Annotated in this window: 27 protein-coding genes; 14 read left to right on the plus strand and 13 right to left on the minus strand. The window is 63.1% G+C overall.

The genetic code is table 11. From position 1 onward, the window contains the following. Window position 1: 1 nt before the first annotated feature. The 4 genes from A0O30_RS10625 to pilM are packed head-to-tail and all read right to left on the minus strand — an operon-like array spanning window position 2 to window position 3,621. The gene (locus A0O30_RS10625; RefSeq protein ID WP_105946443.1) at window positions 2-1,270 is read right to left on the minus strand and encodes a type IV pilus secretin PilQ; all 1,269 of its coding nucleotides are present in this window, start codon (window positions 1,268-1,270) and stop codon (window positions 2-4) included. Further along, entirely contained in the window at window positions 1,194-2,195 is a 1,002-nt protein-coding gene (locus A0O30_RS10630) for a pilus assembly protein PilP (RefSeq protein ID WP_105946477.1), read from the minus strand. The genes A0O30_RS10625 and A0O30_RS10630 overlap by 77 nt, the downstream gene beginning before the upstream one ends. Before the next feature lie 11 nt (window positions 2,196-2,206). Further along, complete coding sequence (locus A0O30_RS10635; RefSeq protein ID WP_105946444.1) at window positions 2,207-2,743, minus strand: PilN domain-containing protein; 537 nt, start codon at window positions 2,741-2,743, stop codon at window positions 2,207-2,209. Then, window positions 2,740-3,621 carry a type IV pilus biogenesis protein PilM gene (pilM, locus tag A0O30_RS10640; RefSeq protein ID WP_105946445.1) on the minus strand — a complete coding sequence of 294 codons (882 nt, stop codon included), beginning with the start codon at window positions 3,619-3,621 and terminating at the stop codon, window positions 2,740-2,742. The genes A0O30_RS10635 and pilM overlap by 4 nt, the downstream gene beginning before the upstream one ends. Before the next feature lie 191 nt (window positions 3,622-3,812). Here pilM and A0O30_RS10645 point away from each other — a divergent pair, with 191 nt between their 5' ends. Then, the gene (locus tag A0O30_RS10645; RefSeq protein ID WP_105946446.1) at window positions 3,813-6,266 is read left to right on the plus strand and encodes a penicillin-binding protein 1A; all 2,454 of its coding nucleotides are present in this window, start codon (window positions 3,813-3,815) and stop codon (window positions 6,264-6,266) included. A gap of 195 nt (window positions 6,267-6,461) precedes the next feature. On the opposite strand, the gene A0O30_RS10650 is transcribed toward A0O30_RS10645, so the two are convergent. From A0O30_RS10650 to rpmE, 3 genes are all read right to left on the minus strand, one after another. Further along, complete coding sequence (locus tag A0O30_RS10650) at window positions 6,462-7,730, minus strand: malic enzyme-like NAD(P)-binding protein (RefSeq protein WP_060498054.1); 1,269 nt, start codon at window positions 7,728-7,730, stop codon at window positions 6,462-6,464. A 178-nt stretch (window positions 7,731-7,908) separates the two neighbouring features. Further along, complete coding sequence (locus A0O30_RS10655; RefSeq protein WP_105946447.1) at window positions 7,909-8,730, minus strand: thermonuclease family protein; 822 nt, start codon at window positions 8,728-8,730, stop codon at window positions 7,909-7,911. Window positions 8,731-8,732: 2 nt separating this feature from the next. After that, complete coding sequence (gene rpmE, locus A0O30_RS10660) at window positions 8,733-8,948, minus strand: 50S ribosomal protein L31 (protein ID WP_012274639.1); 216 nt, start codon at window positions 8,946-8,948, stop codon at window positions 8,733-8,735. Window positions 8,949-9,115: 167 nt separating this feature from the next. Between rpmE and A0O30_RS10665 the strand changes: the two genes are divergently transcribed. From A0O30_RS10665 to A0O30_RS10675, 3 genes are all read left to right on the plus strand, one after another. Continuing rightward, window positions 9,116-11,335, plus strand: a complete 2,220-nt coding sequence (locus A0O30_RS10665; protein WP_105946448.1) for a primosomal protein N' — start codon at window positions 9,116-9,118, stop codon at window positions 11,333-11,335. Between the two features lie 119 nt (window positions 11,336-11,454). Then, window positions 11,455-13,191, plus strand: a complete 1,737-nt coding sequence (gene argS, locus A0O30_RS10670) for an arginine--tRNA ligase (protein WP_016712503.1) — start codon at window positions 11,455-11,457, stop codon at window positions 13,189-13,191. A 1-nt stretch (window position 13,192) separates the two neighbouring features. Beyond that, the gene (locus tag A0O30_RS10675; RefSeq protein WP_016712504.1) at window positions 13,193-13,891 is read left to right on the plus strand and encodes an SPOR domain-containing protein; all 699 of its coding nucleotides are present in this window, start codon (window positions 13,193-13,195) and stop codon (window positions 13,889-13,891) included. 84 nt (window positions 13,892-13,975) lie between these two features. On the opposite strand, the gene A0O30_RS10680 is transcribed toward A0O30_RS10675, so the two are convergent. Beyond that, entirely contained in the window at window positions 13,976-14,392 is a 417-nt protein-coding gene (locus A0O30_RS10680) for an NINE protein (protein WP_016712505.1), read from the minus strand. A gap of 166 nt (window positions 14,393-14,558) precedes the next feature. Between A0O30_RS10680 and A0O30_RS10685 the strand changes: the two genes are divergently transcribed. Further along, window positions 14,559-15,185: a C40 family peptidase gene (locus A0O30_RS10685; RefSeq protein WP_105946449.1), complete on the plus strand. Its 627-nt coding sequence runs from the start codon at window positions 14,559-14,561 to the stop codon at window positions 15,183-15,185. A 124-nt stretch (window positions 15,186-15,309) separates the two neighbouring features. Here the strand turns inward: A0O30_RS10685 and A0O30_RS10690 are convergent, their stop codons facing one another. Then, on the minus strand, window positions 15,310-16,308 hold the full coding sequence (locus tag A0O30_RS10690) for a type IV pilus twitching motility protein PilT (RefSeq protein ID WP_105946450.1): 999 nt from the start codon (window positions 16,306-16,308) through the stop codon (window positions 15,310-15,312). Window positions 16,309-16,373: 65 nt separating this feature from the next. Here A0O30_RS10690 and A0O30_RS10695 point away from each other — a divergent pair, with 65 nt between their 5' ends. From A0O30_RS10695 to A0O30_RS10735, 9 genes are all read left to right on the plus strand, one after another. Next, entirely contained in the window at window positions 16,374-17,060 is a 687-nt protein-coding gene (locus A0O30_RS10695) for a YggS family pyridoxal phosphate-dependent enzyme (RefSeq protein ID WP_105946451.1), read from the plus strand. 38 nt (window positions 17,061-17,098) lie between these two features. After that, window positions 17,099-17,917: a pyrroline-5-carboxylate reductase gene (gene proC, locus A0O30_RS10700; protein WP_105946452.1), complete on the plus strand. Its 819-nt coding sequence runs from the start codon at window positions 17,099-17,101 to the stop codon at window positions 17,915-17,917. A 10-nt stretch (window positions 17,918-17,927) separates the two neighbouring features. Further along, window positions 17,928-18,518, plus strand: coding sequence for a YggT family protein (locus tag A0O30_RS10705; protein ID WP_012274648.1), 591 nt, complete (start codon window positions 17,928-17,930; stop codon window positions 18,516-18,518). Between the two features lie 88 nt (window positions 18,519-18,606). Further along, window positions 18,607-19,746 (plus strand): homoserine O-acetyltransferase, encoded by a 1,140-nt coding sequence (locus A0O30_RS10710; protein ID WP_028698440.1) that lies wholly within the window; start codon window positions 18,607-18,609, stop codon window positions 19,744-19,746. Between the two features lie 7 nt (window positions 19,747-19,753). After that, window positions 19,754-20,374: a methionine biosynthesis protein MetW gene (gene metW, locus A0O30_RS10715; RefSeq protein ID WP_003249106.1), complete on the plus strand. Its 621-nt coding sequence runs from the start codon at window positions 19,754-19,756 to the stop codon at window positions 20,372-20,374. A gap of 22 nt (window positions 20,375-20,396) precedes the next feature. Further along, on the plus strand, window positions 20,397-20,831 hold the full coding sequence (locus tag A0O30_RS10720; protein ID WP_028698439.1) for a DUF4426 domain-containing protein: 435 nt from the start codon (window positions 20,397-20,399) through the stop codon (window positions 20,829-20,831). Then, the gene (gene rdgB, locus A0O30_RS10725; RefSeq protein WP_019097207.1) at window positions 20,828-21,424 is read left to right on the plus strand and encodes an RdgB/HAM1 family non-canonical purine NTP pyrophosphatase; all 597 of its coding nucleotides are present in this window, start codon (window positions 20,828-20,830) and stop codon (window positions 21,422-21,424) included. Before A0O30_RS10720 ends, rdgB begins: the two co-directional genes overlap by 4 nt. Further along, the gene (gene hemW, locus A0O30_RS10730; RefSeq protein ID WP_105946453.1) at window positions 21,421-22,596 is read left to right on the plus strand and encodes a radical SAM family heme chaperone HemW; all 1,176 of its coding nucleotides are present in this window, start codon (window positions 21,421-21,423) and stop codon (window positions 22,594-22,596) included. The genes rdgB and hemW overlap by 4 nt, the downstream gene beginning before the upstream one ends. Before the next feature lie 9 nt (window positions 22,597-22,605). Beyond that, window positions 22,606-22,932, plus strand: a complete 327-nt coding sequence (locus A0O30_RS10735) for a DUF3392 domain-containing protein (protein WP_105946454.1) — start codon at window positions 22,606-22,608, stop codon at window positions 22,930-22,932. 632 nt (window positions 22,933-23,564) lie between these two features. Here A0O30_RS10735 and trmB read toward each other — a convergent pair. The 4 genes from trmB to A0O30_RS10755 form a co-directional block, all read right to left on the minus strand. After that, window positions 23,565-24,287, minus strand: coding sequence for a tRNA (guanosine(46)-N7)-methyltransferase TrmB (gene trmB, locus A0O30_RS10740; protein WP_019097204.1), 723 nt, complete (start codon window positions 24,285-24,287; stop codon window positions 23,565-23,567). Window positions 24,288-24,296: 9 nt separating this feature from the next. After that, the gene (locus A0O30_RS10745) at window positions 24,297-25,109 is read right to left on the minus strand and encodes a thiazole synthase (RefSeq protein ID WP_105946455.1); all 813 of its coding nucleotides are present in this window, start codon (window positions 25,107-25,109) and stop codon (window positions 24,297-24,299) included. 53 nt (window positions 25,110-25,162) lie between these two features. After that, complete coding sequence (thiS, locus tag A0O30_RS10750; protein ID WP_012274654.1) at window positions 25,163-25,363, minus strand: sulfur carrier protein ThiS; 201 nt, start codon at window positions 25,361-25,363, stop codon at window positions 25,163-25,165. A 102-nt stretch (window positions 25,364-25,465) separates the two neighbouring features. Continuing rightward, entirely contained in the window at window positions 25,466-25,837 is a 372-nt protein-coding gene (locus A0O30_RS10755) for a DUF423 domain-containing protein (protein WP_060498067.1), read from the minus strand. Window positions 25,838-25,869 lie beyond the last annotated feature (32 nt).

The following is a 25,869-nucleotide window of genomic DNA, read 5'->3' on the forward strand; positions in this document are numbered from 1 at the left end:
ATCAACGACTCACAGCAATCGCCTGGTCACTCATGATACGCGGAGTCAGGAAGACCAGCAGCTCGGATTTTTTCTCTTGTAATGCATCGCGTCGAAACAGCCGCCCAACATACGGCAGATCGCCGAAAAATGGCACCTTGTCGACCACATTGTTTTGCGAAGTCGAGTACACGCCACCAATCACGATCGTTTCACCGTCCGCCACGCGAACCTTGGCATTGACCTCGTTCTTGCGAATCGGCGGTACGTTGTTCAAGGCATTGACGTAATCCGGCTCGTCCTTGGTCACCCTGACGGTCATGATCACCTTGTTGTCCGGGGTGATTTGCGGTGTCACCTCCAGCGACAGCGAGGCCTCACGAAACGACACCGAGGTGGCGCCACTCTGACTGGTTTCCTGATAGGGCACCTCGGTGCCTTTGAGGATCCTGGCCGTTTCCTTGTCGGCCGTTACCACTTTGGGCTGCGAAATGATCTCGCCGTTGCCGCTTTTTTCCATGGCGCTGAGCTCCAGGTCAAGCAACACGTCGCCACGCAGCAGGCCCAGACCGAGACTACTGCCCGCACGCTCCACACCAAGATCGACAAACAGCTCCTGGCCCGGCCGCAGGTTTTCGCTATACAGCGGCCCGCCCCAGCGCACCCCCAGGCTTTTCTCGTAATCGACGTTGGCTTCGACGATACGCGCCTCGATCGCCACCTGGCGCACCGGCACGTCCAGTTGCGCAACCAGCTGCCGCAGTTCCGCCAGGCGGTCGGCGGGCTGGTACGCCACCAGTGTGTTGGTGCGCTCGTCGACAGCCAGGCTGCCTCTGACAGTGAGGGTGCCGTCATCCGCCAGGCTGGTCAGCAATAGCTCAACCAGCTCGGCGGCCTTGGCATGATGGATCGGTATCAGCTCACGGCGTAGCGGCTGCACCTGCGCATCCGGCTCCAGCCCCACGGGGGCATCGAACGGCTGCGCGGCAAACGCTGCCGCAGGCGCCACCAGCAGTACATTACCCTCCTGCCGCCGGGCCAGGCCCTTGCTTCGCAACACCAGGTCGAGTGCCTGATCCCAAGGTACATCCTGTAAACGCAAGGTGACGTTACCTTGTACATCGTCACCCGCAACCAGGTTGACGCCCGCATAATCAGCCAGCACCTGCAGCACCGAGCGCACTTCCACATCCTGGAAGTTCAAAGACAGGGGCTCACCCTGGTAAGGCATCGCCGACGCCAGCGGGATCGGCAGCAGGGCTGCCAACACCCATTTCATCAACATTTTCATTCCGGTCCGGGGCCTCCTTGCCCAGGCGCTTTGCAAGGGTGATAAACGCTGTGCGCTCATGCCACACCCCCGCCATGAACAGCCGTTCGCGTACCTCGACCTGGCCTTGGTCGACCCGCTCCACCACACCGTGGTTACGCCCTAAACGCTCGCCTGCCCGAACCCTATAGAGCCTGCCAGCCGCCATCAGCAGCGCCTCGTGCGACATCCCGCGCGACAGGCTGCCGACCATTTCCAATTGCGCCAACGGCACACTGCCCAGCCCAAAGCCGGCCATTCGTCTCGCTGCTGGTGTGAAGGGGTCAACCACAGGTTCTGGTGTGGCGGCCCGGGCCGAGGTGCGTGCAAACGCCTCGGGTGCCGGCACAGGTGCGGCTGCCTCGAAGGCCTCTACACCCAGTTGCAGGCGCAAAAGCCTTGGCTGCCCCTCGACAATAGAAAGGTTGATGTCGCCACTACGCAGCAGGCGCGCCTGGCCCAGCCAGTCGTGCAGCCATTGACGCAAGGCCGTGTAAGGCCCCATCACCTGCACCTGCAGGGGTGTTTTGCGGTAGCCTGCCTGCTGCTCGCTTTCATGCACATCGAACCGCTCGACCAGTAGGCCGTGCGCATGCCCCGACGAAGCCAGGCTGCCGAGCAAGTCGCTCATGTCCTCCCCGCTGGCCAGGTGCCAGTGAGCCTCCAGCAACGCCTGCTCGGAAACAATCAGCGCTGCCCGCAGTTGCTCCAGCTCGACCAGCTTCGCCGTGCTGGCTGACTGCTGTTCATCTAATGAGGCTTGCCTGGACGCCTCTTGTGCCTGTTGCTGGAGCGCTGCTGGCAGGCGCAACGCGCAACCCAGACCGAACACCAGCACAGCGACCATGGCTGGCGCCAGGCACCTGATACGCCTGGAGTGCTCGGCGACCGCCAGCCAGGCAAAGATCGGCGCCACATTCACGACCAGAACGCCGAAACGCGCGCGGCCAACAGAAACTCATCGCCACCCGGCACGCTCCTGATGCGCTTGAGTTCCAGGTCGAGCAGAACACGCGAATGTTCCAGGTCGCGCATGAACTGCGCAACCACGGCGCCGGAGGTAGCCAGCCCGGCCAGCTGCAAGTGGCCGTTTTCCAGGTTGAGGTCAAGAAGCTGCACGCCCATCGGCAGCGCCCCTTCGAGCTCAGTGAACACATCACCCAGAATGCCCTGCTGAGTGCGCAAACGCTCAAGCGCAGCCAAACGCTCAAGTAGCGCCTGATGCTGTGCACGCACATCATCCAACGGCCGCAATTGCTCGGCCAGGCGTTCAAGCGCGGCCTGTTGCCGGGTGTTGGACAGCGCCTGCTGCTGCCCGCGCTGACGGGCCAACTGGTCGACCAGCATCACCGCGCACAGCGCCAGAATGGCGCCAGCGACCAAGCGGGAGCGAAAACGCCGAAGCGTGGCCTGGCGCTGCCGCTCACGCCAAGGCAGCAGGTTCAGTCGCATCATGGCCGCAATCCTCCATAAGCGAGGGCGCAAGCCAGCAGCATCGACCCGTCGACATGCTCAAGCCCGGCCTGGCCAGGCAAATGCCGGCACGTCGTTTTCAGTTGACGGCCCAGGCTTTGCAGCCAGTCAGGATCCAGCGAACAACTGCTGGTTATCCACAGGCCCGCAGGCAAATGCTCATCGGCAAGCAGCGCATGCAGCGCCTCCGACAGCGGCCCCATCCCCTTCTGCCCCTGCGTTTGCAATTCACGACGCTGGCTGGGCCGACCGGGATGCCAGTCATACAGAACTGCACCATGTGCCTCTACACGCAGTAATGCCGAGCCTTCGAAGCACCCCTGAGGCAACATGCGGCACAGGGCGATGTTATCGACCTCGACGGCTTCCAGCTGCAACCCTGCCTCGTCGACGATGGCCTCCAGTGACGCCAACGCACTTTGCCGGCATGCGGCCACCATCACCTCGGCGCATCCCGGCTGCACGCGAGACGCCCTCAACACCTGAAAATCCAGGGCCAGGTCCTCCAACGGAAACGGAAACAGTCGCTCGGCATCGGCCAGCAACTGCGCCTCCAGCCCCACACCAGCCTGCTCCATCGGCAGATGACACAGCTTGCAGATCACCTGGTTGGCGGGTAACGCCAACGCTACCCGTCGCTGCCTGAGACCACTGCGCCGGTAGGCACGACGCAAGGCTGCCACCACCGCAGCAGGCTCCGCTGTCCAATCCTTGCCCGCCGCTGACTCGAACGGTTCCTGCGCCGAGGCAAGCACCCGACAACGCCGGCTGCGCCGCTGAAGCTGTACAACCCGAACAGCGTCCGGTGCAATTTCTACCCCCACCAGTGAACCGGCATCCTTGCCGAAGCGTCCTAACATCGCGGCTTCCTTGCTGCGTGTCGCAGCGGTCTGTCGCAACCCCGCGGTAACACTGGGCCAGGGCTGCTCATCGGGGCGACGGGCAGCCTGGCCGGTAACCCGGAGAGGCGAAAAAATGCTTATAATGCCCAGCGTTTTCTGGTCCGCCGGACCTGCGTGCAATCCACTCTCAACCTGGACACCGAAAAGCCTTGATACGTCTGCTGAAGTTCTTCTGGTGGTCTTCCGTCGCAGTCATCTGCGCGCTCGTACTCGGTGTGAGCGGTGCGTTTCTGTATCTTAGCCCCAGCCTGCCCTCGGTCGAGTCGCTCAGAAGCATCCAGTTGCAGATCCCCCTCAGGGTGTACAGCAGCGATGGCAAGCTGATTGCCGAGTTTGGCGAAATGCGCCGCTCGCCGATCCGCTTCGCGGAAATTCCGCCACAGTTCATTCAGGCACTTCTGTCAGCCGAGGACGACAATTTCCTCAACCACTACGGTGTCGACCCCAGCAGCCTGATGCGCGCGGCGACCCAGCTGGTAAAAACCGGGCATATCCAGACCGGCGGCAGCACCATCACCATGCAGGTGGCGAAAAACTTCTTCCTCACCAGCGAGCGCAGCTTCTCGCGCAAGACCAACGAGATCCTGCTGGCCCTGCAGATCGAGCGCGAGCTGACCAAGGACGAGATCCTTGAGCTGTACGTGAACAAGATCTACCTGGGCAACCGCGCCTACGGCATCGACGCTGCCGCGCAGGTGTATTACGGCAAGTCGATCCGCGACGTGAGCCTGGCGCAGATGGCCATGATCGCCGGCCTGCCCAAAGCACCGTCACGCTTCAACCCACTGGCCAACCCGGTGCGCGCCAAGGAGCGCCGCGACTGGATCCTTGGCCGCATGTACAAGCTGGGCAAGATCGACGAAGCCAGCTACCAGGCTGCCCTGGCCGAGCCGCTCAATGCCAGCTATCACGTGCCGACGCCTGAGGTGAATGCCCCCTACATCGCTGAAATGGCCCGCGCGGAAATGGTCGGCCGTTATGGCAGCGACGCCTACACCGAAGGCTTCCGCGTCACCACCACGGTGCCCAGCGACATGCAGGAAATGGCCAACAAGGCCATCCTCAACGGCCTCTCCGACTACGACGAGCGCCACGGTTACCGCGGCCCCGAAGCCCGCTTCCCGGGCCGCACCCAGGCAGCCTGGCTGCAGGAACTGGGCAAGCAGCGCATCCTTGGGGGCCTGGAACCGGCCATCGTCACCCATGTCGAGAAAACCGGCCTCAAGGTGCTGACCCGCGACGGCCAGCAAGCCGAGGTTGCCTGGGACACCATGAAGTGGGCGCGCCCGTTCATCAACAGCAACGCCCAGGGCCGTACACCGCAGTCGCCGGCCGACGTGGCCCAGGTCGGCGACCTGGTGCGCCTGCAGCGTCTGGACGATGGCAAGCTCAAGTTCAGCCAGGTGCCTGGCGCACAAAGCGCCCTGGTCACCCTCGACCCTTACAACGGCGCCATTCGTGCGCTGGTTGGCGGCTTCTCGTTCGAGCAGAGCAACTACAACCGCGCCATGCAGGCCAAGCGCCAACCGGGTTCAAGCTTCAAGCCGTTCATCTACAGTGCCGCACTGGACAGCGGCTACACGGCCGCCACCCTGGTCAACGATGCGCCCATCGTGTTCGTCGACGAGTCGGTGGACAAAGTGTGGCGGCCGAAGAACGACACCAACACCTTCCTCGGCCCGATCCGCATGCGCGAAGCGCTGTACAAGTCGCGCAACCTGGTGTCGATCCGCTTGCTGCAGGCCATGGGTGTAGACCGCACCATCGACTACATTGCCAAGTTCGGCTTCAACAAGCAGGACCTGCCACGCAACCTGTCGCTGGCCTTGGGCACCGCCACCCTGACCCCGATGGAAATCGCCACCGGCTGGAGCACATTCGCCAACGGCGGCTACAAGATCACCCCGTACCTGATCGACCGCATCGAAAGCCGCAGCGGCGAAACGCTGTTCACCGCCAACCCGGCCCGCGTACCGCAGGGTGCCGAGGACCAGGCTGGCCTGGCCGCACCCGAACAGCCGATCAGCACCGCCGTCATGCCAGGTGAGGCGCCGCCGGCCTTCAGCCAGGTTGCGAATGCACCTCAAGCACCTGCGGTGGCCGAACAAATCATCGACGGGCGCACCACCTACATCCTCACCAGCATGCTGCAGGACGTGATCAAGCGCGGCACCGGCCGCCGGGCGCTGGCACTGGGCCGCACCGACCTGGCGGGCAAGACAGGTACCACCAACGAATCCAAGGACGCCTGGTTCTCCGGCTACAACGCCGATTACGTGACCACCGTGTGGGTCGGTTTCGACCAGCCAGAAACCCTCGGCCGTCGCGAATACGGCGGTACGGCGGCCTTGCCGATCTGGATGAGCTTCATGGGCGCGGCGCTCAAGGACAAGCCGGCGCATGCGCCAGCAGAGCCGGAAGGCATCCTCAGCCTGCGTGTGGACCCGGTCAGTGGCCGCGCTGCCTCGCCGAGCACGCCGAATGCGTACTTCGAGCTGTTCAAGGCCGAAGACTCGCCGCCGTCGGTGGATGAGCTGGGCAATGGCGCAGCACCAGGCAGCCCGCTGCCTGCGGATGAAGCGGCGCCGATGGATTTGTTCTGAGGCTGGGTGCCTGGCTAGGTGCCCGACTCTGGTTTTGCGTGGGCGCGTAAATCGAGCGCCGCGCGGGCGGCGCTCGATCTCACAGGCGCCAAACCTGTTGTGGCAAGCACCTGTCAGCCCTGACACATTCCCATCAGCCAATAAAAAGCCCCGGCTCATACGAACCGGGGCTTTTTCATGTCGCTACAGCGGCAATCAGCCGTTGAACACGTCATCCACGCTGGTCAGCGGGTAGTGCTTCGGATACGGCAGGGTAGCCACGCCGGATTCGATGGCGGCCTTGGCCACAGCGTCGGAAACGACGGTGATCAGACGTGCGTCCAGCGGCTTCGGAATGATGTACTCACGGCCGAACTCCAGGCCTTCGACGCCGTAGGCTTCGCATACTTCCTTCGGCACTGGCAGCTTGGCCAGGTCTTTCAGGGCGATAGCGGCAGCGATCTTCATTTCTTCGTTGATGCGCTTGGCACGAACGTCCAGAGCACCACGGAAGATGAACGGGAAGCCCAGCACGTTGTTGACCTGGTTCGGGTAGTCGGAACGACCGGTGGCCATGATCACGTCGTTACGGGTGGCGTGCGCCAGCTCTGGCGAGATTTCCGGGTCCGGGTTCGAGCAAGCGAACACGATCGGGTTGGCCGCCATCGACTTCAGGCCTTCCGGGCTCAGCAGGTTCGGGCCGGACAGGCCTACGAACACGTCAGCACCGTTCAGGGCATCAGCCAGGGTGCGCTTGTCGGTAGCGTGGGCGAACTGCGCCTTGTACTGGTTCAGGTCGTCACGGCCAGCGTGAATCACGCCGCTGCGGTCGATCATGTAGATGTTCTCGACCTTGGCACCCATGCTCACCAGCAGCTTCATGCAGGAGATGGCGGCTGCACCAGCACCCAGGCAGACGATCTTGGCGTCTTCCAGCTTCTTGCCGGCGATTTCCAGGGCGTTGATCATGCCGGCAGCGGTCACGATGGCGGTACCGTGCTGGTCATCGTGGAACACCGGAATGTCGCACTGTTCGATCAGGGTGCGCTCGATCTCGAAGCACTCAGGCGCCTTGATGTCTTCGAGGTTGATGCCACCGAAGGTGATCGAAATACGGCGAACGGTGTCGATGAACGCTTGCGGGCTTTCCGATTCGACTTCGATGTCGAACACGTCGATACCGGCGAAACGCTTGAACAGAACACCCTTGCCTTCCATGACCGGCTTGGAAGCCAGTGGGCCGAGGTCGCCCAGACCGAGGATGGCGGTGCCATCGGAAATCACCGCAACCAGGTTGCCTTTGCCGGTGTACTTGTAAGCCAGCTCTGGATCACGGCCGATTTCACGCACGGGTTCTGCAACACCTGGGCTGTAGGCCAGGGCGAGGTCACGGGCGGTGGCAGTGGGCTTGGAGAGCTCGACGCTCAGTTTCCCCGGACGAGGTTGAGCGTGGTATTCGAGAGCGGCGGTTTTCAGGTCTGACATGGTGGGCATTCCGCTATTTACTGTTCTGACGGACCGCCGAGGATACGCAAAGAGCCGGGGAGTCACAAGACTGGTCGGTCACTTGTGTCAAGGCCTTTAGCCTACGACTTTACGCTATAACCCACGGGGGCATACGGCTCACAGTGTGTACAATCTAATAGCGAAATGTCTACATCTTTTAGCCTGAAATACGCTCCAACATGCTCGGATCGGTCAATGGCAACACCCAGCGTCGCTGCCCGGGCTTCAGGCCGCCCTTGCGGGAACGATCCAGCACCCAGCCACGCGCCTCGACCTGGCGTCCCTTGAGGTTATCGAAGAAGCTGGCGGGGAAGTTACGTTGCAGACGAGCGGGAACCTGCAGCACCACGGCGTCGTCCAGGGTCAGCCAGACACCGCCACGGTTGCGTTCGATACCCTTGATGCGGCCACCAACCACAGCAAAACCCGACTGCCTGACTTCCCCTGCCGGCACCACGGGCGAACGGCGCCACAAGCCGCTGCCTGCCTTGCGCGCCGCTTGCTCGGCAAGCTGCTGGCAACCGCTGAGACGTACATTCGGGGCAACTGCCACGCGGTAGCCCAAACCCTCGCTGAGCAACTGTGCTTCCAGATTGTCGCCATTGCGACCGTAGATATGCGCCAGTGTGCGGCCATATTTGTCTTTGGCCTCAACGCCTGGCACCAGCCCTACACGCCCGTCACTGGCCTTGACCAGCGCCTGCAAGCGCCGCTTCGCAGCCTCGGCATAAGGCTCGCTGGTGCGCCCGTTGCGGCCAATTTCCGGGGCGTTGATGCCAATCAGGCGTACGCTGCGGCCATCGGCCAGGCGCACGGTATCGCCATCCACCACCTGGCGCACCAGCACCTGCTGTGGCTGCTGTGGCAGCGGGCAGAATGCCATGGCGGGAAAGGCCCAGATGACGCCCATAAAAAAAGCGCCCACAAGGGGCGCCTTTTTTTGCAGCATTGCGAAACCCGAGGGGTTCGCCATGCGCATGATTACTTCTTGGTACCGAACATACCGAAGCGATCGGCGAACTTCTGTACGCGGCCGCCGGTGTCCAGGACTTTCTGCTTACCGGTGTAGAACGGGTGGCACAGGTTGCAAACGTCGATCGACAGGACATTGCCCAGGGTCGAACGGGTTTCGAACTTGTTGCCGCAGCTGCAGGTGACTGCAACTACTTCGTAGTTCGGGTGGATACCTTCTTTCATGGTCACTTCCTCGAGCTGCGTGCCGCCACCCAACACCAATTGTTGAATACCGCACGTAATTAGGCGGCGAATAATACCAGAGCACAGCGTCAGTGCAAGATGTCGCTTGCACCGACCGTCGTCTGCTAGGCTCGCCAGTTCTTGTAACGCCCTCCGAGACTTTTTGCGTGTCCGACGTCATCCTGCGCCTTGCCCTGCCCTCCCCGCTGCGCCGCCTGTTCGACTACAAGGCGCCGGCGAGCATGGCGCGCCAGGCCTTGACCCCGGGCATGCGCATCCGCGTGCCCTTTGGCCGCCGCGAAATGATCGGTGTGCTGGTGGAGGTATGCGCACAGAGCGAAGTGCCTGCCGACAAGCTGAAACCGGCCAGCGCCCTGCTCGACCCGGTGTCCCCCATCCCGGCATCGCTGTTCAAGCTGTGCCTGTGGACCGCCCAGTACTACCAGCACAGCCTGGGCGACACCCTGAGCTGGGCCTTGCCCACACTGCTGCGCCAGGGCGAACCCGCCGAAATGCGCCAGGAGCGCTTCTGGCACATTGCCCCCGGCGCACGACTGGAAGACCCTCGCATTGCCCGCGCGCCGCGCCAGCGCGACGCCCTCAAGACCCTGGCCCAGCACCCGCATGGCGTGGCCCACACCCTGCTGGCCAAGCTCAACCTGAACAAGGACAGCCTCGACCTGCTACTGGCCAAGGAACTGGTACAGGTCGAGGTTCGTCGCCATTTGCCGGCACTGCGCCACGAACACTGGCTGGCACAACCGGAACTGCCGCTCAACGAAGAACAACGCGATGCCTTTGACGCCGTACGCGAGGGCTTTGGCGGCTTCGGCGCGTTCCTGCTGGCCGGCGTCACCGGCAGCGGCAAGACCGAGGTCTACCTGCAACTGATCCGCGAAACCCTGGAAGCCGGCAAGCAGGCGCTGGTGCTGATCCCCGAAATCAACCTCGGCCCGCAAACCCTGGCGCGCTTCGAGCAACGCTTCAACGCCCGTATTGCCCTGCTGCATTCGGCGGTGAACGACCGCGAACGCCTGGACGCCTGGCTGGCAGCGCGCGACGGCGAGGCCGACATCATCATCGGCACCCGCTCGGCACTGTTCACGCCGATGAAAAACCCCGGCCTGATCATCATCGACGAAGAGCACGACGGCTCCTATAAACAGCAGGAGGGCCTGCGCTACCACGCCCGCGACCTGGCACTGGTGCGCGCCCACCAGGAAAACATCCCGATCCTGCTCGGCTCTGCCACGCCGTCGCTGGAAACCCTGCACAACGCCCTGACCGGCCGCTACCGCCTGCTGCGCATGAACCAGCGTGCCGGTGGTGCCCGCCCGCCACGCATGCTGCGCCTGGACGTGAAAAGCCTGCCGCTGGACAGCGGTATCAGCGGCCCGCTGCAGCAGGCCATCCGCCAGACCCTGGAAGCCGGTCAGCAAGTGCTGGTGTTCCTCAACCGCCGCGGCTTCGCCCCGACCCTGCTGTGCCACGATTGCGGCTGGCTGTCCGAATGCCCGCGTTGCGACGCACGCATGACCGTGCATCAGCGCTCCGGCGTGCTGCGCTGCCACCACTGCGGTTATGACGAGCGCCTGCCGCACCAGTGCCCGCAATGCAACCACGTGGACCTGCGCCCGGTCGGTGCCGGCACCGAGCGCGCCGAAGAACGCCTGAAGGTGCTGTTCCCGGACTACCCGATCCTGCGGGTGGACCGCGACAGCACGGCGCGCAAGGACGCCATGCACAACCTGTTCAGCACCATCCAGCGTGGCCAGCCGAGCATCCTCGTCGGCACGCAGATGCTTGCCAAGGGTCACCATTTCCCACGGGTTACCCTGGTGGCCATCCTCGACGCCGATGGCGGGCTGTTCTCGGGTGATTTCCGCGCCAGCGAACGCATGGCGCAGTTGATCGTGCAGGTGGCCGGGCGTGCCGGGCGTGCCGAAGAGCCCGGCAAGGTCATCATCCAGACCCACCTGGCCGACCACCCGCTGCTGGTGCAGCTTACCGAACAGGGCTACTTCGCCTTTGCCGAACAGGCCCTGGACGAGCGCCGCGCCGCCGGTTTGCCACCTTATTCTCATTTGGCGCTGTTGCGCGCCGAAGCCCACAAGCCGGGGCAGGCCGAAGGCTTCCTCGACGAAGCCTGCGCCGCGGCCGAACGCCTGGTGGCCGAACAATGCCTGCCAGGTATCGAACTGCTAGGCCCAGTACCGGCCCCCATGGAGCGCCGCGCCGGGCGCTTCCGTGCGCAACTGTTGATACAGGCCAATACCCGGGCGCCTTTGCATCGACTGATCAGCGCCTGGTTGCTAGTGTTGGAGCAGATGCCGAGCGGGCGCCAAGTGCGCTGGTCACTGGATGTCGACCCGGTCGACCTGTACTGACGTCCGGGCTGCTTTGCAGCCCCAAAGGTTGGCAACCCGCTCCCAGCCACGGATAATGCCCAGTTTTTCCACCTGCGCATCCAGGCGCTCACCGCGCTTGCGGTCGAAAAGAGATCCCCATGAAAGACACCATTCGCCAGCTGATCCAGCAAGCCCTCACCCAACTCGTCACCGACGGTGTGCTGCCTGAAGGGCTGTCGCCGGCGATCCAGGTGGAAAACGCCCGGGACAAGACCCACGGCGATTTCGCCAGCAACATCGCCATGATGCTGGCCAAGCAGGCGGGCATGAAGCCGCGTGACCTGGCCGAAAAGCTGATCAATGCCCTGCCGGCCAGCGCCGACATCAGCAAGGTCGAGATTGCCGGCCCTGGTTTCCTCAACTTCTTCCAGAACACCGACGCCCTGGCCAACCGCCTGGACGCTGCCCTGGCCGATGCCCACCTGGGCGTGCGCAAGGCCGGCCCGAGCGAGAAAGTCGTCATCGACATGTCGGCGCCGAACCTGGCCAAAGAGATGCACGTCGGCCACCTGCGTTCGACCATCATCGGTGACAGCGTGGCTCGCGTCCTGGAATTCCTGGGTGACAACGTCATTCGCCAGAACCACGTGGGCGACTGGGGTACCCAGTTCGGCATGCTGATGGCCTACCTGCAGGAAAACCCGATCACCAGCGACGAGCTGTCGGACCTGGAAAACTTCTACCGCGCCGCCAAGAAGCGCTTTGACGAGTCGGAAGAGTTCGCCACCCGCGCCCGCGGCCTGGTGGTCAAGCTGCAGGCCGGCGACCCGGACTGCCTGGCCCTGTGGACGCGCTTCAAGGACATCTCGCTGTCGCACTGCCAGAAGACCTACGAGCTGCTCAACGTCAAATTGACCATGGCCGACGTGATGGGCGAAAGCGCCTACAACGACGACCTGGCCAACGTGGTGGCCGACCTCAAGGCCAAAGGCCTGCTGGTCGAAGACCAAGGCGCCCAGTGCGTGTTCCTCGAAGAGTTCAAGAACAGCGAAGGCGAGCCACTGCCGGTCATCGTGCAGAAGGCCGACGGCGGCTACCTGTACGCCACCACCGACCTGGCAGCCGTGCGCTACCGCAGCAACGTGCTCAAGGCCGACCGCGCCCTGTACTTCGTCGACCAGCGCCAGGCCCTGCACTTCAACCAGGTGTTCGAAGTGGCACGCCGTGCAGGCTTTGTCGGCCACCCGATGCAGATGGAACACATGGGCTTCGGTACCATGAACGGCGCCGACGGCCGCCCGTTCAAGACCCGTGACGGCGGCACCGTGAAGCTGATCGACCTGCTTACCGAGGCCAAGGAACGCGCCTATGCGCTGGTCAAGGAAAAGAACCCGAGCCTGGCCGACGAAGACCTGCGCCACATCGGTGAAGTGGTAGGCATCGGCGCGGTGAAATACGCCGACCTGTCCAAGCACCGCACCAGCGACTACAGCTTCAACTTCGAGCTGATGCTCAACTTCGAAGGCAACACCGCCCCTTACCTGCTGTACGCCTACACCCGCGTGGCTGGCGTGTTCCGCAAGCTGGGCAAGGGCTTTGACGAAGTCGACGGCAACATCGTGCTGCAGGCTGCCCACGAGCAGGACCTGGCCGCACGCCTGGCGCAGTTTGGCGAAATCCTCAACAACGTCGCTGACAAGGGCACGCCGCACGTACTGTGCAGCTACCTGTACGACCTGGCCGGCCTGTTCTCCAGCTTCTACGAGAACTGCCCGATCCTCGCTGCGGACACCCCAGAGCAGCAGCAAAGCCGCCTGCGCCTGGCAGCCCTGACCGGCCGCACCCTCAAACAAGGTCTGGAACTGCTCGGCCTGGAAACCCTGGAGCGCATGTAAGTTGGCTGCCAAGAAAAAACCCGCACCCAAGCGCGGCGCCAGCCGCCAGACGGCGCCGGCCAAACAGCCGATCCCCGGCTGGGTATGGCTGGCCGTCGGCCTGACCGTAGGCGCATTCATCGTGTTCCTGATGAAGCTCGAACCTGGTAGCGAAGACATCAAGCGCGCCAAGCCCGAGCAGCAAAAGCCTGAGAAAGTGGCCGAAGCGAGCAAGGCAGCGCAGCCCTCCCCGCAGCAGCCGGTGAAGCCGAAATACGACTTCTACACCCTGCTGCCGGAATCCGAGGTGATCGTGCCGCCAGAGGCCGTGCCGGAGAAAACGCCACCGGTGCCGGCCCAGCCGGTCACCCCGGTGACGCCAGCAGAAGCGGCGAAAATCGACACCGCACGGGCCCAGGCGGCCTTGCTCGGCCAGACCCCGCCACCGGCACCACCGGTGATCAAGCCCGCAGCCACCACCCAGTACTTCCTGCAGGCCGGCTCGTTCCGCAAGCAGGCCGATGCCGACAAAGTGCGCGCGCAGATCATCCTGCTGGGCCAGTCGGTGAAGGTGGAGTCGGGTACGGTCAAGGACGAAACCTGGTACCGCGTGCTGGTGGGCCCGTTCAGCAACCGCGAGCAGCTGACCGGGGCGCAAAAGCAATTGTCCGGGGCAGGGTTCAGCAACCTGTTGCTGCAGCAGCGACAAACCCGCCAGTAACAAAAAAGGCCTTGCCGCTTCTACGCGACAAGGCCTTTTTTGTGGGCGCTAGCGGCCGCTTCGCGGGTTCACCCGCGAAGCCTTTCAACGCAAAGCATTCCTCTCGGAAACCTGGCTGTTCAACGTCCAGAAGTCATACAGCACCCCCACCAGGAACAGCCCGCCAGTAAAGAAGTAGATGATCGCGGTGATCCACTTGCCCTGATACAGCCGGTGCAGGCCAAACACCCCGAGGAAGGTCAGCAGGATCCAGGCGATGTTGTAGTCGATACGCCCGGACTGGAACCTCAGATCGGCTTCACGGTCCATGGACGGGATCAAAAACAGGTCGATCAACCAGCCAATGCCTAGCAGCCCGAAGGTGAAGAACCAGATCGTCCCGGTAATCGGCTTGCCGTAGTAGAAGCGATGTGAGCCGGTGAAGCCGAAAATCCACAGCAGGTAGCCGATGGTCTTGCTGTGAGTGTCGTGGTAGGGCACACCCTGTTGATAACTGTTCATTCATAGCCCTCGTGGGTTATCTGAAAATTTTCTAAAAAAAAATGTGACTTTCTCGTCGCAGGCCGACGTACGGCAGCCGGGCAATCGACCAACGGATCAAAGATTGATCAAAAAGCTGTTATAAAGTTGCGCGCCCAACACATAACTATTCATAAGAGCTTCATCTATGCCGCCTTTATTCAAGACATGGCTGACCCTCTGTCTATTATTGCCCCTGGCCGCCCACGCCACCAATCGTGAGCAACGTCTTCCCAATGGTTTCACCGGCTACACCACCAATGCCTCGGTGAGACATGCGCCAACCAAGCAGGCCACCCTGCGCGCGCGCCCGAGCAACGCTGCCAGCAGTCGCGGTGCGCCTGTTGCTGCCATGTCGCCGAAGCAGAGCAGCGATGTGCTCAGCCGTGCGGTGAATGTGCTCGGCACCCCTTACGTTTGGGGTGGCAGCAGCCCGAAAAAAGGCTTCGACTGCAGTGGCCTGGTCAAATACGCCTTCAACGATGTTGCCGACGTCGACCTGCCGCGTACCTCCAATGCCATGGCCCAAGGCCACGGCGTGAAGGTGGCCAAGGGTGACCTGAAGCCTGGTGACCTGATCTTCTTCAACATCAAGAGCCGCCGGGTGAACCATGTTGCCATCTACCTGGGCAACGACCGCTTCATCCATGCGCCACGGCGTGGCAAGCGGGTGAGCATCGACACCCTGAGCAAGCCTTACTGGCAAAAGCACTACGTAGTGGCCAAGCGGGTGCTGCCCAAAGAACAGCAGCAGCTGAGCCTGGCCAAGCGCTGACCCTTGCTCTGTCTGTACTGGCCCTATCGCCGGCAAGCCAGCTCCCACAGGTTCCTTCACAGTTTTCAAAAGCTGTGCTGTACCTGTGGGAGCTGGCTTGCCGGCGATAGGGCCAGAGCAAGCACTATAAATTCTCGATCAACCCTTTCTGCTTCAGCCCTCGCATTGCCCCCTCCATCGTCCGCATCCCTTCTGCACCACCCGCCTGCATCACCGAACACAATTGCGCCATCCGCCCCTCACGCACCAGGTTACGCACCGCTGTCGTTGCCACCAGCACTTCCCGCGCCGCCACCCGCCCGCCACCTACGCGCCTGACCAGCACCTGCGCCACCACCAGGCGCAACGACTCAGCCAACATCGCCCGCACCAACGGCTTTTCCTCGGCAGCAAACACCTCCACCAACCGATCAACGCTGTTGACTGCCGAACGCGTATGCACCGTCGCCAGCACCAGGTGCCCAGTCTCGGCCGCTCGCAAAGCGAGGCGAACGGTCTCCAGGTCGCGCAATTCGCCAATCATGATCACATCCGGGTCCTGTCGCAGGGCACTGCGCAGCCCTTGGGCAAAGCCGCCGCTGTGGCGGCCAATCTCACGCTGATTGACCAGGCTGCGTTGGCTGCTGTGGATAACTTCGACCGGGTCTTCAAGGGTAATGATATGCAGCGCCCGTTCGCGGTTCAGCTGGTCAAGCAGCGACGCCAGGGTGCTGGACTTGCCGCTGCCGGTCGGCCCCCCCACCAGGATCAAGCCATCTCGGCAGTGCGCAACAGCTTGATACACATCCCCCAGGTCCAGTTCATCCAGCGTGGCAATCCGCCCGGGGATCAGCCGAAAGGTTGCCCCAGGGCCATTCAGCTGGCGAAACAGGTTCAGCCGAAAACGGCCGAGCGCGGGCAACGCCAGCGCCAGGTCCAGTTCATCACCCTCGGCCCATTGCCGCCTTTGCTGCTCTGCCAACAAGGGCACCATGCCCTCGGCCAGGTCTGCCGCCACCAGCGGCGACAAGTTCATGCGCTGCAATTCACCGTCCAGGCGCAGCATCGGTATCTGGCCCGCCGCCAGGTGCAGGTCCGAAGCCCCCGCCTCCACGGCCCGGGCCAACAGGTCGGTCACATCCATGAGACTCCCCAAAGGCCTTCAAGTAGGTAGAATGCCGCAAACCCTACAGCTGCCGGCATCCATCCATGTCCACCCTAGCAGACAACCTTTCCGCGATTTCCGCCCGTATCGCCAGTGCTGCCCAGGCAGCCAGGCGTGATCCGGCCAGCGTCCAGTTGCTGGCTGTGAGCAAGACCAAGCCCGCCAGCGCCATCCGCGAGGTCCACGCTGCCGGCGTGCGTGACTTCGGGGAAAACTACCTACAGGAAGCGCTGACAAAGCAGCAGGCGCTCAGCGACTTGCCCTTGATCTGGCACTTCATCGGCCCCATTCAGTCGAACAAGACCAAAGCCATTGCCGAGCATTTCGACTGGGTGCATTCCGTGGACCGCCTGAAAATCGCCCAACGCCTGTCCGAGCAGCGCCCTGCCGGGCTGGCGCCACTGAACATCTGCCTGCAGGTGAACGTCAGTGGCGAAGACAGCAAGTCCGGCTGCGCCCCCGCCGACCTGCCGGCCCTGGCCAAGGCCGTGGCCGCGCTGCCCAACCTGCGCCTGCGCGGGCTGATGGCAATCCCCGAACCCACTGATGATCGCGCCGCCCAGGAGGCCGCCTTCGCCAGCCTGCGCACGCTGCAAGAAGGCCTGGGCCTTGGCCTGGATACCTTGTCGATGGGCATGAGCCACGACCTGGAAGCGGCGATTGCTCAGGGTGCGACCTGGGTGCGTATCGGTACCGCCCTGTTCGGTGCACGCGACTACGGCAACACCTGATTCCATGCTTCACTCACTCTTTTCCACAAGGACCTGACATGAGCAAGACTCGCATTGCCTTTATCGGCGCCGGCAACATGGCCGCCAGCCTGATCGGTGGTCTGCGTGCCCAGGGCCTGGACGCCTCGCAGATCCGCGCCAGCGACCCGGGCGCCGAGACCCGCAGCCGCATCCAGGCCGAGCACGGCATCGAAACCTTCGAGAACAACGCCCAGGCCATCGACGGTGCCGACGTCATCGTGCTGGCGGTCAAGCCGCAGGTCATGAAAGCCGTGTGCCAGGCCCTGCAACCCAACCTGCAGGATGGCCAGCTGATCGTGTCCATCGCCGCCGGCATCACCTGCGCCAGCCTGCAAAGCTGGGTGGGCGCTCGCCCTGTGGTGCGATGCATGCCCAACACCCCGGCGCTGCTGCGTCAGGGCGTGAGCGGCCTGTACGCCACCGCTGAGGTGTCCGGCGAACAGCGCCAGCAGGCCGAACAACTGCTGTCGGCCGTGGGCACTGCCCTGTGGCTGGAGCAGGAGCAGCAACTGGATGCCGTGACTGCCGTGTCCGGCAGTGGCCCGGCGTACTTCTTCCTGCTGATCGAGGCCATGACAGCGGCAGGCGAAAAACTCGGCCTGCCACGCGAAACCGCCTCTCAGCTGACCTTGCAGACGGCTTTGGGCGCTGCGCGCATGGCGGTTGCCAGCGATGTCGATGCCGCCGAACTGCGCCGCCGCGTCACCTCGCCCGCCGGCACCACGGAAGCGGCGATCAAGTCGTTCCAGGCCAGCGGCTTCGAAGCCATCGTCGAGCAGGCACTGCAGGCTGCGGCCACGCGCTCTGCCGAGCTGGCCGAACAACTGGGCAAATAAGGAGCTTTAGATGAATGCACTGTCCGGTGCCGCGATCTTCGTGGTGCAAACCTTGGTCAGCCTGTACCTGGTGATCGTCCTGCTGCGCTTCGTGCTGCAGCTGGTCAAGGCCAACTTCTACAACCCGCTTTGCCAGTTCGCGGTGCGCGCCACCCAGCCGCTGCTCAAGCCGATCCGCCGGGTCATCCCCAGTGTCGGCGGGCTCGACACCTCGTCGCTGCTGCTGGCAATCGTTATCCAGGCCCTGCTGATGGGCTTCGTGCTGATGGTCACCTACGGCACGTTCGGCGACATCCTGCACTTGCTGATGTGGGCGATCATCGGCATCACCTCGCTGTTCCTGAAGATTTTCTGGGTGGCGATGATCGTGATGGTGATCGTTTCGTGGGTCGCGCCCAACAGCCATAACCCGGCGGCCGAGCTGGCCTACCAGATCAGCGAGCCGGTGCTGGCACCGTTCCGCCGCCTCGTGCCTAACCTGGGCGGCATGGACATTTCGCCGATCTTCGCCTTCCTGGCGATCCAGGTGATCCAGTCGTTCGTCATGCCCCCGCTGGCCGCCTACGCCGGCATGCCACAGGAACTGTGGCGCATGATCTGACCCTGGTTACCCCCAGCGGCAAGCCTTTGCTTGCCGCTGGGGGTAGCGCTCTTTAGACTTACGCCTCCGTCAAGCGTGAGCAGGGTCGATGTCCACTGTCTTTCCCGAAGATTCCGTCGGTCTGGTAGTACCGCAAACCGCCCGGTTCGATGAACCGCTGGCCCTGGCCTGTGGCCGTTCCCTGGCCAGTTACGAGCTGGTCTACGAGACCTATGGCACCCTGAACGCCAGCGCGAGCAACGCCGTGCTGATCTGCCATGCCCTTTCCGGCCACCACCATGCCGCTGGCTACCATGCCGACACCGACCGCAAGCCGGGTTGGTGGGACAGCTGCATTGGCCCTGGCAAGCCCATCGACACCAACCGCTTCTTCGTGGTCAGCCTGAACAACCTCGGCGGCTGCAACGGCAGCACCGGCCCCAGCAGCATCAACCCGGCCACCGGCAAGCCCTACGGCGCCGATTTCCCGGTGCTGACTGTCGAAGACTGGGTACACAGCCAGGCACGCCTGGCAGACCGCCTGGGCATTGCGCAATGGGCGGCCATCGTCGGCGGCAGCCTGGGTGGCATGCAGGCACTGCAATGGACCATGACCTACCCCGAGCGTGTGCGCCATTGTGTCGACATCGCCTCGGCGCCCAAGCTGTCAGCGCAGAACATTGCCTTCAACGAAGTGGCACGCCAGGCCATCCTTACCGACCCAGAGTTCCACGGCGGTTCGTTCCAGGACCAGGGCGTGATCCCCAAGCGCGGCCTGATGCTGGCGCGCATGGTCGGCCACATCACCTACCTGTCGGACGACTCGATGGGTGAAAAATTCGGCCGTGAGCTCAAGAGCGACAAGCTCAACTACGACTTCCACAGTGTCGAGTTCCAGGTCGAAAGCTACCTGCGCTACCAGGGCGAGGAGTTTTCTGGCCGTTTCGACGCCAATACCTACCTGCTGATGACCAAGGCGCTGGACTATTTCGACCCGGCCGCCGCCCAGGGCGGTGACCTGGCTGCCACGCTGGCCCACGTCAAGGCGGACTACTGCATCATGTCGTTCACAACCGACTGGCGCTTCTCGCCGGCCCGTTCGCGCGAAATCGTCGACGCCCTGATGGCGGCCCGCAAGAACGTGTGTTACCTGGAGATCGACTCGCCTTACGGGCACGATGCCTTCCTGATCCCCACACCTCGCTACATGCAGGGTTTCTCGAACTACATGAACCGCATTGCCATCTGAGGACAGCATGAGAGCCGATCTGGAAATCATCCACGACTGGATCCCCGCCGGCAGCCGGGTACTCGACCTGGGCTGCGGCAGCGGCGAACTGCTGGCCTCGCTGCGTGACCGCAAGCAGGTCACCGGCTATGGCCTGGAGATCGACGCCGACAACATCGCCGCATGCGTGGCCAAGGGCGTCAACGTCATCGAGCAGGACCTGGACAAAGGCCTGGGCAACTTCGCCAGCAACAGTTTCGACGTAGTGATCATGACCCAGGCCCTGCAGGCCGTGGAGTACCCCGACCGCATCCTCGACGAGATGCTGCGCGTGGGCCGCCAGTGCATCATCACCTTCCCGAACTTCGGCCATTGGCGCTGCCGCTGGTACCTGGCCACCAAGGGACGCATGCCGGTATCGGACTTCATGCCGTATACCTGGTACAACACGCCGAACATCCACTTCTGCACCTTCGCCGACTTCGAAGAGCTGGTGCACGAGCGCAGGGCCAAGGTGCTCGACCGCCTGGCCGTCGATCACTTGCACCGCAACGGGTGGGGTGGCCGGCTTTGGCCTAATCTTCTAGGTGAGATCGGCATCTATCGCGTCAGCAGCCCGGGCCTGCAAGAGCACCAGCTCGCGGTCTGACGCCCACCGGAGGAATCGCCCCATGCGTCGCCTAGCCCTGTTCCTGATCAGCCTGTGCCTGGCCTTGCCGGTACTGGCTGCCGATGCCGCCCGGCCCGAGCGCAAGGAAGTGTTTGGCGACGTGACGGTGCACTACAGCGCGTTCACGTCGAGCATGCTCACGCCCGAGGTGGCCGCAGCCACCGGCCTGGTGCGCAGCAAGAACCAGGGCGTGCTCAACATTGCCGTACTCAAGGCCAACAAACCTGCCACAGCGGTGGTCAGCGGCACGGTCAAGGACCTGACCGGGCGTAGCAGCCCACTGTCGTTCAAACAGATTACCGAACAGGGCGCGGTGTACTACATCGCCCAGTTCAAGATCGAACAGCCAGAAACCGTTACCTTCGACCTGAATATCGAAACCGGCGGTATCAGCAATTCCCTTAGCTTCAACCAGGAAGTGTTCCCAGGCGAATGATGAATTTCCAGCAACTCGTATTGGCCAGCCACAACGCCGGCAAACTCAAGGAACTGCAGGCCATGCTCGGCCAGTCCGTGCAACTGCGTTCGATTGGCGAATTCAGCCAGGTAGAGCCAGAAGAAACCGGCCTGTCGTTCGTTGAAAATGCCATTCTCAAGGCGCGTAACGCCGCACGTATCTCCGGCCTGCCGGCCTTGGCTGACGATTCCGGCCTGGCGGTGGACTTCCTTGGTGGTGCGCCGGGTATCTACTCGGCGCGCTACGCCGACGGCAAGGGTGACGCGGCCAACAATGCCAAGCTGCTCGAAGCCTTGAAGGACGTGCCCGAAGCCGAGCGCGGTGCGCAGTTTGTCTGCGTACTGGCGCTGGTGCGCCACGCCGACGACCCGCTGCCGATCCTGTGCGAAGGCCTGTGGCACGGCAGCATCCTGTTCGAGGCCAGCGGCGAGCATGGCTTTGGCTATGACCCGCTGTTCTGGGTGCCGGAGCGCAACTGCTCCAGCGCCGACCTGGCCCCTGTGGACAAAAACCAGCTCAGCCACCGCGCCCGCGCCATGGCCCTGCTGCGCCAACGTCTGGGCCTGGCATGATCGCAACGCTGTCCACCCCCGGCGCGGCGGGTTTCACCAGCCTGCCGCCGCTGGCGCTGTACATCCACATTCCGTGGTGCGTACGCAAGTGCCCTTACTGCGACTTCAACTCCCACGCTGCCGGGCCTGAACTGCCGGAAGACGCCTACGTCACAGCACTACTGGACGACCTCGATCAGGAGCTGGCTGCCGTACAGTGCCGCCCGATCAGTTCGATCTTCTTCGGTGGCGGTACGCCCAGCCTGTTCAGTGCCAACGCCCTGGGCCGGTTGCTGCGAGGCGTGGAACAACGCATCCCGTTCGCACCCGACATCGAAATCACCCTGGAAGCCAACCCGGGCACCTTCGAGCAGGACAAGTTCAAGGCCTACCGGCAAACCGGCATCAACCGCCTGTCCATCGGCGTGCAAAGTTTCCAGCCCGCCAAGCTGGAGGCGCTGGGGCGCATCCACAATGGCGATGAAGCGGTCCGTGCTGCCGGCATGGCGCGTGCGGCCGGCTTCGACAACTTCAACATGGACCTGATGCACGGCCTGCCCGACCAGTCGCTGGAGGATGCGCTGGGCGACCTGCGCCAGGCCATCGACCTGGGGCCGACGCACCTGTCGTGGTACCAGCTGACCGTGGAGCCAAACACGGTGTTCTGGAACCAGCCGCCTGAGCTGCCCGAGGACGACATCCTTTGGGATATTCAGGAAGCCGGCCAGGCACTGATGGCCGAGCATGGCTTCCGCCAGTACGAGGTATCGGCCTACGCCCAGGCGGGCCGCGCTGCCCGGCACAACCTGAACTACTGGCGCTTCGGGGACTTCATCGGCATCGGCGCTGGTGCCCACGGCAAGCTGACTTTCGCCGACGGACGCATCCTGCGTACCTGGAAGACCCGCCTGCCCAAGGATTACCTGAACCTGGCCAAGCCATTCAAGGCCGGCGAGAAACTGCTGCCGGTGGACGAGCTGCCATTCGAGTTCCTGATGAACGCCCTGCGCCTGACCGACGGAGTGGAAGCCGAGCTGTTCACCCAGCGCACCGGTTTGCCACTGGAGCAACTGCGCGAGGCACGCCGCGCCGCCGAACAAAAGGGCCTTTTGCAGGTCGAACCGGATCGACTGATGGCCACGCCGAGGGGCCAGTTGTTCCTCAATGACCTGCTGCAGTATTTCTTGACCTAAGGATGACCCATGGATCTGGTACTTGATCTGCTCGCGACGGTTTCCCGCTGGAGCCGCGGTAACCTGTCGGAGATTTCACTGGCCTTGGTAGGCTGCCTGCTGGTGCTGTTTGGTAGCGATGTCAAAGCCTGGGCCGAGCAGCGGCTAGGTGGCTTGGCAGGCGCCCTGCGCGTGCCGTTCATGGCGCTGATGGTGATGATCGGCAGCGGTGCGGCGCTGATCTACGCCACGCCGTGGGTGGTGAAGGGGTTGAGCCAGTTCAACAACTACGCGCTGGCGCCGGTGCTGGTGGTGGTGCTGGTGTTGATTGGTGTGGTGGCGGATCGCCGCGGGTAAGCATTGCTAAAAGCTGCCCCGGGATACCAGGGCAGCCCTACCACCTGACTAGCCTTTAACGGGCATCATCAAAGTGGTCGCGCATGAAGTCCCGAACAGTCTTGAACACAATCAAGATCCGGACAAGCTTCCAGGCGCGGCTCAGCGCATCAAGCAAACGCTTCATATGCCTTGGCCTCCGTGTTGGCGGGCCAATCTTCCAGCATCTAACCGGCACTTCGATGCCTTCGAAAACCGGGGGAGTGTTTTCGGTGAAGTGGCCAGGTTGATGGCCCTTCGATTTCAGTTACCGGCACGGTTCTCAGGCCGTGTCGAAGGGGCCAGAAAGCAGAATTCTTCTCCTACCCGGCCCATCACCGAACTCATCCCCACAGGAGCAGCTTGATGATACTTGGTGTGCACTGCCAAAGCTGTTAGACGCTTCGACACACTTAATGCTGGATGTTTCTCATTATTGACGAGCAATCTCAGCCTGCCTATGATCTTTTGACCGTGGGGGTGTTTTCGGTGATACCCAAGAGCGAAGGATACTCAGTCCTGTCGCTCACACAAAAAAACCGCTCTTCTCAGAGCGGTTTTTTTTCGCCTGCATTTCTGCAAGCTCCAGCGCATCGAATGGCTAGTTCAGCCGATCAATCCACCTTCTCGAACTTCAAATCCCAGACCCCATGCCCCAGTCGTTCGCCGCGGCGTTCGAACTTGGTGATCGGGCGCTCTTCCGGGCGTGGCACGTAGGTGCCGTCGGCTGCACGGTTGCGATAGCCCGGGGCAGCGCTCATCACTTCCAGCATGTACTCGGCATACGGCTCCCAGTCGGTGGCCATGTGGAACACACCACCAGGCTTGAGCTTGCGACGTACCAGCTCGGCAAACTCCAGCTGCACGATACGACGCTTGTGATGACGCGCCTTGTGCCATGGGTCGGGGAAGAACAGCATCAAGCGGTCGAGGCTGTTGTCCGCCACGCAGCGGTTCAGCACTTCAATGGCATCGCAGTCGTATACCCGCAGGTTCTTCAGGCCCTGGGTCAGCACGCCGTTGAGCAGCGCGCCCACACCCGGGCGGTGCACTTCCACGCCGATAAAGTCCTGCTCAGGCGCGGCAGCAGCCATTTCCAGCAGGGAATGGCCCATGCCGAAGCCGATCTCCAGGGTGCGCGGCGCCGAGCGGCCAAACACCTGGTCGTAGTCCACCGGGCTGTCGGCCAGCGGCAGGATGTACAGCGGGCCACCCTGGTCCAGGCCGCGTTGCTGGCCTTCGGTCATGCGCCCGGCGCGCATCACGAAGCTCTTGATGCGGCGGTGTGGGCGGGCGTCGCCGTCGGGGGTGATCGGCGTATCGTGCGATTCAGTCATCAGGGGCTCTTACTTGATCAGACCATCCAGCGGCGAAGAGGCGCTGGCATAGAGTTTCTTCGGCATGCGGCCGGCCAGGTAGGCCAGGCGACCGGCGACGATGGCGTGCTTCATGGCTTCAGCCATCATCACCGGCTGCTGGGCGTGGGCAATGGCCGAGTTCATCAGCACGGCCTCGCAACCCATTTCCATGGCGATGGTGGCATCGGATGCGGTGCCCACGCCGGCATCGACCAGCACCGGGACTTTGGATTCTTCCAGGATGATCTGCAGGTTGTAGGGGTTGCAGATACCCAGGCCGGTACCAATCAGGCCAGCCAGTGGCATCACCGCGATGCAGCCGGCTTCGGCCAGTTGGCGAGCAATGATCGGGTCATCGCTGGTGTACACCATCACGTCGAAACCTTCCTTGACCAGCACTTCGGCGGCCTTGAGGGTTTCAATCACGTTGGGGAACAGGGTTTTCTGGTCGGCCAGCACTTCCAGCTTTACCAGCGTGCGGGATTCGTGCGATTTGCGGCCATCGAGCAGCTCGCGGGCCAGACGGCAAGTGCGTACCGCTTCCACCGCGTCAAAGCAGCCGGCAGTGTTTGGCAGGATGGTGTACTTGTCGGGCGACAGTACGTCGAGCAGGTTCGGCTCGCCCGCATTCTGGCCAAGGTTGGTGCGGCGCACGGCGACGGTGACGATTTCGGAGCCCGATGCCTCTGTGGCCAGGCGGGTTTCTTCCATGTCACGGTACTTGCCGGTGCCCACCAGCAGGCGCGACTGGAAAGTGCGCCCGGCCAGGGTGAAGGGCTTGTCGCTACGAACGTTGCTCATCGTTGTTCCTCGGGAAAGGTTGCAGGGCTAGCTTGTGAACCGCAGGGCTGCTGTCAGCCGCCACCAATGGCGTGGACCACTTCGACCTGGTCGCCGTCGTTCAGCAGCGTGCTGTCGTGCTGGCTGCGCGGCACGATGTCCAGGTTCAGTTCCACTGCGACACGGCGCCCGGCAAGCTCCAGGCGCGTCAGCAGGGCTGCAACGCTCTCGCCAGCAGGCAGTTCGTAAGGTTCACCGTTCAATTGAATGCGCATGCGCACGGCCACCATTGTTCTTTGGGGCCCGCATTCTAGCGCCGAACCGCCCTGCAACCCAAGGGCGGTGCGCGCCATTAGTCGCGATTGTGGACCACTCGGTCAGCCCAGCCGCCAGGCTGCCAGGCCCAGGCACAACCAGCCGGCCAGGAAGCACAGGCCGCCAATCGGGGTGATGATGCCCAGCTTGCCCAGGCCGCTGAGAGTCAGCAGGTACAGGCTGCCGGAGAACAGCACGATCCCCAGGGCAAACAGGCCGCCAGCCCAGCCCACCAGGCGCCCGGGCAGGTGTGCCGAGAGCACGGCAACGCCGAAGATCGCCAGGGCATGCACCAGCTGGTAGGTCACGCCGGTGTGGAAAATGGCCAGGTAGTCAGCCGTCAGACGGTTTTTCAGGCCGTGTGCGGCGAAGGCACCCAGGGCGACCCCGGTAAAGCCGAAAAAGGCGGCAAGCATCAGGAAGCTGCGAAGCATGGGACGACTCCTTGGATCGGGTCTGTATAATG

The sequence above is a fragment of the Pseudomonas sp. LLC-1 genome (assembly GCF_002992185.1).
Taxonomy (GTDB): Bacteria; Pseudomonadota; Gammaproteobacteria; order Pseudomonadales; family Pseudomonadaceae; genus Aquipseudomonas; species Aquipseudomonas monteilii.

Coding starts and splice junctions, on each gene's coding strand:
- A0O30_RS10650 (WP_060498054.1), bottom strand. CDS start 7,730: ATGTCAGACCTGAAAACCGCCGCTCTCGAATACCACGCTCAACCTCGT.
- metW (WP_003249106.1), top strand. CDS start 19,754: ATGAGAGCCGATCTGGAAATCATCCACGACTGGATCCCCGCCGGCAGC.
- thiS (WP_012274654.1), bottom strand. CDS start 25,363: ATGCGCATTCAATTGAACGGTGAACCTTACGAACTGCCTGCTGGCGAG.
- A0O30_RS10735 (WP_105946454.1), top strand. CDS start 22,606: ATGGATCTGGTACTTGATCTGCTCGCGACGGTTTCCCGCTGGAGCCGC.
- A0O30_RS10745 (WP_105946455.1), bottom strand. CDS start 25,109: ATGAGCAACGTTCGTAGCGACAAGCCCTTCACCCTGGCCGGGCGCACT.
- A0O30_RS10680 (WP_016712505.1), bottom strand. CDS start 14,392: ATGAACAGTTATCAACAGGGTGTGCCCTACCACGACACTCACAGCAAG.
- proC (WP_105946452.1), top strand. CDS start 17,099: ATGAGCAAGACTCGCATTGCCTTTATCGGCGCCGGCAACATGGCCGCC.
- A0O30_RS10690 (WP_105946450.1), bottom strand. CDS start 16,308: ATGGATGTGACCGACCTGTTGGCCCGGGCCGTGGAGGCGGGGGCTTCG.
- A0O30_RS10635 (WP_105946444.1), bottom strand. CDS start 2,743: ATGATGCGACTGAACCTGCTGCCTTGGCGTGAGCGGCAGCGCCAGGCC.
- A0O30_RS10655 (WP_105946447.1), bottom strand. CDS start 8,730: ATGCGCATGGCGAACCCCTCGGGTTTCGCAATGCTGCAAAAAAAGGCG.
- A0O30_RS10755 (WP_060498067.1), bottom strand. CDS start 25,837: ATGCTTCGCAGCTTCCTGATGCTTGCCGCCTTTTTCGGCTTTACCGGG.
- rpmE (WP_012274639.1), bottom strand. CDS start 8,948: ATGAAAGAAGGTATCCACCCGAACTACGAAGTAGTTGCAGTCACCTGC.
- rdgB (WP_019097207.1), top strand. CDS start 20,828: ATGATGAATTTCCAGCAACTCGTATTGGCCAGCCACAACGCCGGCAAA.
- A0O30_RS10625 (WP_105946443.1), bottom strand. CDS start 1,270: ATGAAAATGTTGATGAAATGGGTGTTGGCAGCCCTGCTGCCGATCCCG.
- A0O30_RS10710 (WP_028698440.1), top strand. CDS start 18,607: ATGTCCACTGTCTTTCCCGAAGATTCCGTCGGTCTGGTAGTACCGCAA.
- pilM (WP_105946445.1), bottom strand. CDS start 3,621: ATGTTAGGACGCTTCGGCAAGGATGCCGGTTCACTGGTGGGGGTAGAA.
- A0O30_RS10685 (WP_105946449.1), top strand. CDS start 14,559: ATGCCGCCTTTATTCAAGACATGGCTGACCCTCTGTCTATTATTGCCC.
- hemW (WP_105946453.1), top strand. CDS start 21,421: ATGATCGCAACGCTGTCCACCCCCGGCGCGGCGGGTTTCACCAGCCTG.
- A0O30_RS10695 (WP_105946451.1), top strand. CDS start 16,374: ATGTCCACCCTAGCAGACAACCTTTCCGCGATTTCCGCCCGTATCGCC.
- A0O30_RS10705 (WP_012274648.1), top strand. CDS start 17,928: ATGAATGCACTGTCCGGTGCCGCGATCTTCGTGGTGCAAACCTTGGTC.
- A0O30_RS10720 (WP_028698439.1), top strand. CDS start 20,397: ATGCGTCGCCTAGCCCTGTTCCTGATCAGCCTGTGCCTGGCCTTGCCG.
- trmB (WP_019097204.1), bottom strand. CDS start 24,287: ATGACTGAATCGCACGATACGCCGATCACCCCCGACGGCGACGCCCGC.
- argS (WP_016712503.1), top strand. CDS start 11,455: ATGAAAGACACCATTCGCCAGCTGATCCAGCAAGCCCTCACCCAACTC.